This is a genomic window from Pseudomonas sp. MF06569, from assembly GCF_059862735.1.
This window is the reverse complement of the sequence record NZ_JCBCUZ010000014.1, coordinates 110,907-118,739: the sequence shown is the minus strand read 5'-3', so window position 1 is coordinate 118,739 and position 7,833 is coordinate 110,907. Positions and strand designations below refer to the sequence as shown.

Sequence of the window (7,833 nt, the reverse complement as noted above, 5' to 3'; positions counted from 1 at the left end):
GAGATATTAGCCAGTACCTGATGCATCACTACAACTGGATCCGACCTCATCAATTTAACGATGGATTGGCCCCAGCGAAAACGGAAGAAAAACTCAAAACCGTGTCCGGGATGAGTTGACCACTACACCTATGGGAATGCAAACGCTGCGGAAGGTCAGAATTAAGGGGGGGCCATAGGCTCGCGAGGTTTGGGAGGTGCTTCTGCTCAGCGGAAATGGACGCTCTAAATTGATCAATCCATCCTTAGCCAAGGTAACCGTGTTGCACTCAGAGTCTGCAACCGCCGCCATTATGAATTTCTTTCCGTTGCCATGTGCACACCACAACAAGAAATTCAACCATCACGGCAACAGTTCAATATTTATCAATAAACTCAACCGGATTTAGTACAGCCCAGCCCTCAATGGCAGGGCCGTCGGCAACATACATAGCTATACGCTGCTCGGGCCACGCAGCCGCAACCTCTGTGACCACCAGTTCCTGGGCATTCATGACTTCGTAACCAATCACAGGAACCCCAAAACCTTTGTGTCGACCGTGCATAAGCCCGCCATGCACTGCAAGATCGGCTAGTGCCAGAGCCTGCTTCCAGTCGTCAGCAACGATGCTCTGCTCACGACGCAAACGATTAAGTATCTGCATGTTTTGAGTCGAGATAAACATGTGATCGTGCAGCGGCTGTTTACGGTGACAGTCAGCACAGAGGGGGCGAAGGTTTACCGTGCTGTTGTCCTGTTTTACGCCGTTGACGTGGTGAACGTGCAGTAAATGACGATGCTCTGTGAGGCTCACAGCACATGCCTCGCAAGTGAATCCACAACGCCGCCTCACATCCGCAGAAATTTCAGCCCAGTCCTTGGTGTAATCATTCCCGAGAGCACGCTGCGTCAAGCTGCGCGGTAGGTGGCGAAAGCTCGTACTGTAAGTTTCAAAGAATTTGCCAATCTCAAACCCATTCCAGATAGTCGAGCGTGTGCCCTCATGGCAGTAATTCTGGTAATTGAGCTTTTCTAGGCAGTTTTTACATACAAGCAGACGAGAATCCAGTTCCTCACGAACACCACGGCTGCTCTTGCCACTAATCGGGAAAATCCCGCTCAAATTATTAGTAACCACGTAGCGTTCAAAGCGTCCTTTGCTGCGCATGTCGTTCAGCGTTTTGCAGTCCGCCACATGGAAACGCTTACCTTTATCTGGAGACAGCTGCACTACGTCCACTGGGGAGAATTGGTCAGGGATGTACAGCAACACCTGACGCCCATCGACACTCAGCAGCCCGTTAATGACATTCAAATCGTCGAGCTGAACCTCGCGCCCCTCCAACAGCGCGATATCGATAGGGTCAAGCTGTGCGGCCGCCGTCCAATCGAAATCAACGGTCTCCGCATTTAGCCGTTTGACCTGAGCCCATAGCCCGGAAAAATCAACGTTGATTTCCATCGAGTCTCTCAATGATTGTGCGGATCTGCAGCTCGGAGTTAGTGATCACCCGAAAATTAACGCGTCGGGAGCGTGCGGCGTCTTCAGCGGTGCTACTTGCATCCACAAGGCGCCTTGACGAGGAGTAACCCACTGCCGCAAAGCTCGAACGGACCCAGTCCCTATCTGCTCCGGATGTCAACTTCGATAGTACGTACTGCAGCACCGAGCGCGTCCGATCCTGTGACAGCGCCATGTTCGGAAAATAAGCTTCATCACCATGCAGCGTTCCCCAATCACTGCTGGTATGCCCTTCGATACGAATCTCATCAATCGCCCCCCTGTAGCGGGAAAGCACAGCCACATAACGTGGAAAGAAGTCGGAGAGCATTGCTTGGAACTGTGTACTTAGCTCTGGCGAACCTGAGCGAAACAGTACCTCGGGATTGTTGAAGGTCACTTGCAGAGTGTTGCGATCTATCGACGCATTCCAACGTGGGAGGTCACTCCTAAACTCATTGTTCAGGTCGTTGTATATTGCTACCTGCGTGTCCTTATAGGCGACCGCGATCTCCTTGATGTTTTCTCGCTCGACCTGCACGTAGTACATGTAGGCAACAGCGATGAACAAGAACATCATCATTAGTCCGGACATCAGATCGGAAATGCCAATCCAGTGCTCGGCATCCTCCTTTTTCGAGTGCCGACTGCGGAACATATTGTCCAGAGAGCTCATTACGAACGCATCCTGCTAACCAGTTCTGCATGATCATCAGCAATCCGGCGAGAGATAGTGGCCAGGGCCGATCCCATTTCCCTGAAGACTTTCTCTAACTCACGCCCGATGGCTTGATCCATAGCATTCAGCTGCGCCTGCAGAGATGCGTTCGCCCGCTCGGTGGCCTCTCTGACCTGAGCTTCCACGGACCCCATAGTGCGGTTAGCAGAGCCTTGAATCAGCGATTCAGTCTGGCTGAGGTTGCCCTCTACGGTTGAGCGCAACGTATTCATCGCGGCATCAACTGTCGATGTAAGACTGTCTTGAATCTTACCGGTCGCTTGTTTAAATGTTTCTGTCAATGAGCCAGACGCCTGCTCGATCGCCAGCCCCATTTGCTGCTCCAGTGACTTCGAATTATTCAGCATGCTTTCTAGGGTGCCACGCACAGAGGAGCCGAACTCCTGCGCCGCATCCTTCATATTCTCGTTGATCTGTTCCGTCTGGCTGCTGATCACATGCGAGGCCTCGGTCAAGGCTGTATTGGTGAGATCAACCGAGCGTCCGAACTCCATTGAGCCCTCGTGCATGGTAGATATGACGCCCTGCATGCCATCTGAGAGCGCCTTAGAGAGAGTATCCATATGCTGTTGCAGCTCTGGCACCGCGCTCGTGGCTTTATCGCGCATAGCAATGAACACATCCAGATGCCGTTGTAGTTCCTGAATTTGATGCTGATTGACCTGCAGTACTGGCTCTAGCTGGCCGATAGCCGTTGGAATGCTCTGGCAGTGATTATCAATTGAGCCAATGGATTGTTCAGAGGTCGTCAACGAACGGCTGATAGCCTCATTAGCTGTAGCAGTACGTTCAAGTTCACGGACAGCCGTTTCGATACGTGCCTCCAACACTTCTACATGCTGCTTGTACTGCTCCTGCCAGTCGACCATCTTGCCGACAGACTCATTAAGCGCCTTGAAGTTGTCGCCAAACTGCTCCACCAAGTGCTTATTGAAGTCCTGAATCACTTGTCGAAGTGCATTGATCACCGTCTCTGTGGCAGATTGCGCCAGCATCTCGCTAAACAGAACCAAGTGTTTAAAAAGCTTGTCCTGAAACTCGTGCTGTCCACGATCCAAGCCATTCCGGAAGTCGCCCATATCTGACCGCAATAACTTCAGTTGCCCCGCTACCGAGCCTTCCTCACTGCCCGCGAGGGAGTGATTAAGCGCCTCTAACAGCTTTTCCTGTCGGCTCATCACGCCGTAGATATGCTCAGGTGTAACTGAGTCAGGCTGCTCTGCCTTCCCGCGCGCGGGCTCAAACCACCAGGCATCCAAAGCCTTAATCACAATTGATAGCGTCATGCCGACCAGGCTTGTGATAAATGCGGTTTTCAGACCATCGAGGAGGTCTTCAATGCTGCTCTTGATGTCGTGTGCATTGAAGTCCAGCAAACCGATAACGATACCTATAAAGGTACCCAGAATGCCCAGCGATACCAGTACCGCAGGTGCATGCTCGACAAAAAAGCCGTGCTTGCCAGTTTTGCCTTGGATGATTGCCATGGCAAAGATTGCCAACATTACCCAGATGAACAACTCAGTCATCGTCCCCGCTGAGGCGGATCTCAGGGCACCCTCAAGGTATTGGCTAATCATTTGCAAACTCCAGAATCAGGCACGGAAGAAAGTCCAGGGGAAGATGTCGCGCTCTCGAAAAAAGCCCAGGCTATGCGGTAGACGGCTTCTCGGTTGGCGAGCGTGAAGGGGGCGGTGTAGCGAATGGTACGGTCAGTCGAATGCGATTTTAGTAGGCCGATCCGCTGCATCAGCGGGATAAACAAGGGCCGCGTGCCCCGGGCCTGCGCAATGAGGGGGGTGATATCCATTTCCTGGCCTTCAGTCCTGAGTTAACGAATATTACCGAAAATAAGCGTAAGTTGTTGGCGCTGATTGAAAGCTGACCCAGGCACGCAACGAACCTCGTACCGGTAACCAGCGCCTTGATGATGGAAGCGATGCAGGGCCTGTGGTTGAGATGGAACACGCACCCTTTTCCTTTGGGTCACTTAGTACGGGATGTTTTGCTATGGCTGGAAGGCACCATCGGAACGGACGACAGACATTTGCCATCCCAAATCAAGCTCACTGGTGTATGGGCTGAAGTGTGGGCTGAGTAAAGCTCTGAATAAAAATTCTTATTTTACAAATACTTAGCGCATTAAAAAGCCGGCTTGTGGCCGGCTTCTCGGGGGCGGGTTTGGCTTATTTTTGGTAAGCCGTACTCGCCTTCAATCGGGACATCCAGCGCGTTGCGACTGGGTGTGGGGCGTGACGGCTTTTTGCGGTCTGGCCCTGCATTCCGGCTCGCCTGAAGCGAGGAGGGATGCGCAAGTGCGGCGAATCATACTGGGATTCAGGTGCTTTTCCCACTAAAAGCCTGCCTCAATGTTATTCCTCCAGCGTGTATGGCACTTGGGGGCGGCGGCGGTTGAGCGTTGACCACCAAAATACCCAGCCCAATATGCGTATCTGCTGCGCCTGAACTTCGCCGGCGCTGAACACTTCGTCCGCAGATTCCAGAGGGTTGTGGCTGCGCAAGCGCAGGCCATTGTTGGGCAGGCGGTAGACGTATTTGATTCGCAGCATGCCGTCCTGTTCGAGGGCATATAGTTCGCCGTCGACGATGTGGGTCAGGCTGCGGTCGATGGCGACAGTGGAGCCGTCCTGGATCTTGTGCGCCATGTGGTTGCCGATCATGGCAACACACAGGGCGTGGTCGGGGCTGACGTCCATGGCCTCCAGAACCGAGCAGCTCAATCGCACGGTACAGCCAGGAATGTGCATCACTCGGGTTCTGCCCGAGCCATCCGGGTGTAGGGCTTCGCTGTAGAAAGGCACTTCAACTTCGAGGCTGGCAGCAGGCTTGTGCTGCTCCGGCGCCTGGAAGGGGGCCATTTCGTCGTGGCTGTCGGCAAGCCCCGGATGCTTGTTTCCTTCGCCGGTACGCAACCAGCGGCTGTGGACGCACAGCAGCTCGGCGATTTCGTCCAGCCGAGCCATCGGGATGCCTCGCTTGAACCAGTTGTTGACGTGCTGCGGCGTAACGCGGCGATTGGCTGCGAAGTCCGAAGCGGTTAAATGGCACTCCCGCAGGAGGGCTTTCAGGCGATCACCGGATGTATTCATGAACACAGAGTCTACGGGCAAGACTCGGCTGTTTAAATAAACTAAACGTTCAAAAAAGCGCTATAAAAACAAGAAATTTCCGAGTCTTTCGGCGAAATTTCCTACAAATCTTGAGTGGGCATTTTAAATCCCGTAAACGGGTTGTTGCATTGCGTTTATACGGGCATAAAAAAACCCCGGCGAGCCGAGGTTTTTTTAACGGGTTGCTTAGCCTTTGTAGGCAGCAACCGATTTGGTGATTTCGGCACGGGCGGCTTCAGCATCGCCCCAACCTTCGATCTTCACCCATTTGCCTTTTTCGAGATCTTTGTAGTTCTCGAAGAAGTGCTGGATTTGCTGAATCAGCAGAGGTGGCAGGTCGGTGTACTCTTTCACGTCAACGTACAGCTGGGACAGCTTGTCGTGAGGTACCGCAACAACTTTGGCATCGCCGCCGCCGTCGTCAGTCATGTGCAGGATGCCAACCGGGCGAGCACGGATAACCGAACCTGGAGCTACCGGGTAAGGGGTAACAACCAGCACGTCCAGCGGATCACCGTCGTCGGCCAGGGTGTTCGGGATAAAGCCGTAGTTGGCCGGGTAGAACATCGGGGTAGCCATGAAGCGGTCAACGAACAGGCAATCGCTGTCTTTGTCGATTTCATATTTGATCGGCGCGTGGTTAGCCGGAATCTCGATAGCGACGTAGATGTCATTCGGCAGGTCTTTGCCAGCCGGAATCTTGCTGTAGCTCATTGGGCGGTGCCCCCGTTAGTAGGCCAGTTTGGTTGGCCGATTTGGCCAAAAAGTGGCGGCGATTATAGGCGTATTCCTATAAGGACGTCACCCTTGGGCGATCAGTGCTGTGCGCGGTATTCGGGGTGTTCGCTTTGCAGCTGTTTGAGGCGTGCAAGCGTGTCCTGGCGATAAAACAGGCTCAGTTGTTGATAGACCAGCGGGTAAGCATGGTTCAACAGGTCTGGCGCGCTGAAAAAGTATTCGCTGGTGACCGCAAAGAACTCCGCCGGGTTTTCGGCTGCATACGGGTCGATCGGTGCGTGATCGGGGTTGTGGTGATCAAGATAGTGATTGAGGTGGTCGTAGGCCTGTTGCATGGCCTTGGTCCAGTCGCTGACGTGCATGCTGCTGTGCAATGGCGGCATGCCATTTGCGGCGCCGTTGAGCATGTCCAGTTTGTGGGCCAGTTCGTGGATGACCAGGTTGTAACCTTCCCAGCCGCCGCTCGACAGAACCCCGGGCCAGGCCAGAACCACCGGGCCATGTTCCCAGGCTTCACCGCTGTGATGGCCTTCCCATTCATGCTCTACGCCGCTGGAGTCACGATGGCGCTGGGGGCTGATGAAGTCGTCGGGGTACAGCACGATTTCGTGAAACCCCTGATACCAGTCCAGGTCGCCCAAGTTGAGCAGGGGCAATTGGGCCTGAGCGGCCAGCAGCAGCCGGCCTTCTTCAGTCAGTTCAACACCGGGCATCGGCGTCAGGTGCTTGTCTTTCAGAAACAGCACGCTGTTGTCGCGCAGCCATTTGTCCTGCTCGTCATCCAGGCCGTCGAGAATGCTCAACCGCTGGCGCACGCTGTGCCAGACATCGGATGCCACCGGGTGCTGCGCCAGAATCCGCTGGCGCCGCCATTCAGTTAGAGACCACATGGTAGGCGAGTCCCGATCAGGCTTTGGCTTTTGCCGGAGTGCGGCCCATGCGGCTGCGGATCACGCCGATAATCATCGGTACCAGCGAAAGCAAGATGATGCCTACCACCAGCAGGGACAGGTTTTTCTTGATGAAAGGTACGTTGCCGAAGAAGTAACCCAGGGTCACGAGGCCGCCGACCCACAAGATGGTGCCAAACACGCTGAACATGAAGAAGCGCGGGTAGAACATGCGTGCCACACCGGCAACAAACGGGGCGAAGGTACGGAAAATCGGCAGGAAGCGCGCCATCGTCACGGTTTTACCGCCATGACGTTCGTAGAAGTCGTGGGTTTTTTCCAGGTAGTCGCGACGGAAAATTTTCGAGTCCGGGTTACTGAACAAGCGTTCCCCTGCCGTTCGTCCGATCACGTAGTTGGTGCTGTCGCCCAGGATCGCAGCCAGCATCAGCAAGCCCCCGAGCAATACAGGGTCCATGCCGCCGCCTGCAGCTACAGCGCCTGCGATAAAGAGCAGCGAATCACCCGGCAGGAACGGCATGACCACCAGGCCGGTTTCGCAAAAAATCACCAGAAACAGGATGGCGTAGATCCATGGCCCGTAATTGTTCACCAGCATGTCGAGGTACACATCGAGGTGCAGGATAATGTCGATCGGGTTGAAATCCATGTAAAGCACCTGTGTTGATGACCCGGCTCTGCAGGTCTGTGCGGGTAGGGAGGCGTAGTTAACTACAACGAATGTAGTTTTTTCGTACTTTTTTAAAGAATTGGATTATACGGATTGAGATGAATTCTGCAGATTGAGTTTGTAGCGAGGCGTGTATTGATGTTCAAAACCCTGTAGTCGCTGCC

The 7,833-nt window shown here is 54.0% G+C and carries 7 protein-coding genes; all 7 read right to left on the bottom strand.

Annotated features, from left to right (window positions below; all coding sequences use genetic code 11):
* Window positions 1–355 precede the first annotated feature (355 nt).
* The 7 genes from AC19YQ_RS14840 to AC19YQ_RS14810 all read right to left on the bottom strand — a co-directional run bounded on the left by AC19YQ_RS14840 (window position 356) and on the right by AC19YQ_RS14810 (window position 7,648).
* Window positions 356–1,441 carry a hypothetical protein gene (locus AC19YQ_RS14840; protein WP_463909551.1) on the bottom strand — a complete coding sequence of 362 codons (1,086 nt, stop codon included), beginning with the start codon at window positions 1,439–1,441 and terminating at the stop codon, window positions 356–358.
* Window positions 1,425–2,156, bottom strand: coding sequence for an OmpA family protein (locus AC19YQ_RS14835; protein ID WP_084537115.1), 732 nt, complete (start codon window positions 2,154–2,156; stop codon window positions 1,425–1,427). Before AC19YQ_RS14835 ends, AC19YQ_RS14840 begins: the two co-directional genes overlap by 17 nt.
* Window positions 2,156–3,799, bottom strand: a complete 1,644-nt coding sequence (locus AC19YQ_RS14830; RefSeq protein ID WP_463909553.1) for a hypothetical protein — start codon at window positions 3,797–3,799, stop codon at window positions 2,156–2,158. Before AC19YQ_RS14830 ends, AC19YQ_RS14835 begins: the two co-directional genes overlap by 1 nt.
* Before the next feature lie 792 nt (window positions 3,800–4,591).
* Window positions 4,592–5,329 (bottom strand): LexA family transcriptional regulator, encoded by a 738-nt coding sequence (locus AC19YQ_RS14825; protein WP_339476371.1) that lies wholly within the window; start codon window positions 5,327–5,329, stop codon window positions 4,592–4,594.
* 207 nt (window positions 5,330–5,536) lie between these two features.
* Window positions 5,537–6,064 (bottom strand): inorganic diphosphatase, encoded by a 528-nt coding sequence (gene ppa, locus AC19YQ_RS14820; RefSeq protein ID WP_016779241.1) that lies wholly within the window; start codon window positions 6,062–6,064, stop codon window positions 5,537–5,539.
* Between the two features lie 101 nt (window positions 6,065–6,165).
* The gene (locus AC19YQ_RS14815) at window positions 6,166–6,978 is read right to left on the bottom strand and encodes a M90 family metallopeptidase (RefSeq protein WP_133077041.1); all 813 of its coding nucleotides are present in this window, start codon (window positions 6,976–6,978) and stop codon (window positions 6,166–6,168) included.
* A gap of 16 nt (window positions 6,979–6,994) precedes the next feature.
* On the bottom strand, window positions 6,995–7,648 hold the full coding sequence (locus AC19YQ_RS14810; protein WP_133077040.1) for a DedA family protein: 654 nt from the start codon (window positions 7,646–7,648) through the stop codon (window positions 6,995–6,997).
* Window positions 7,649–7,833: the final 185 nt, after the last annotated feature.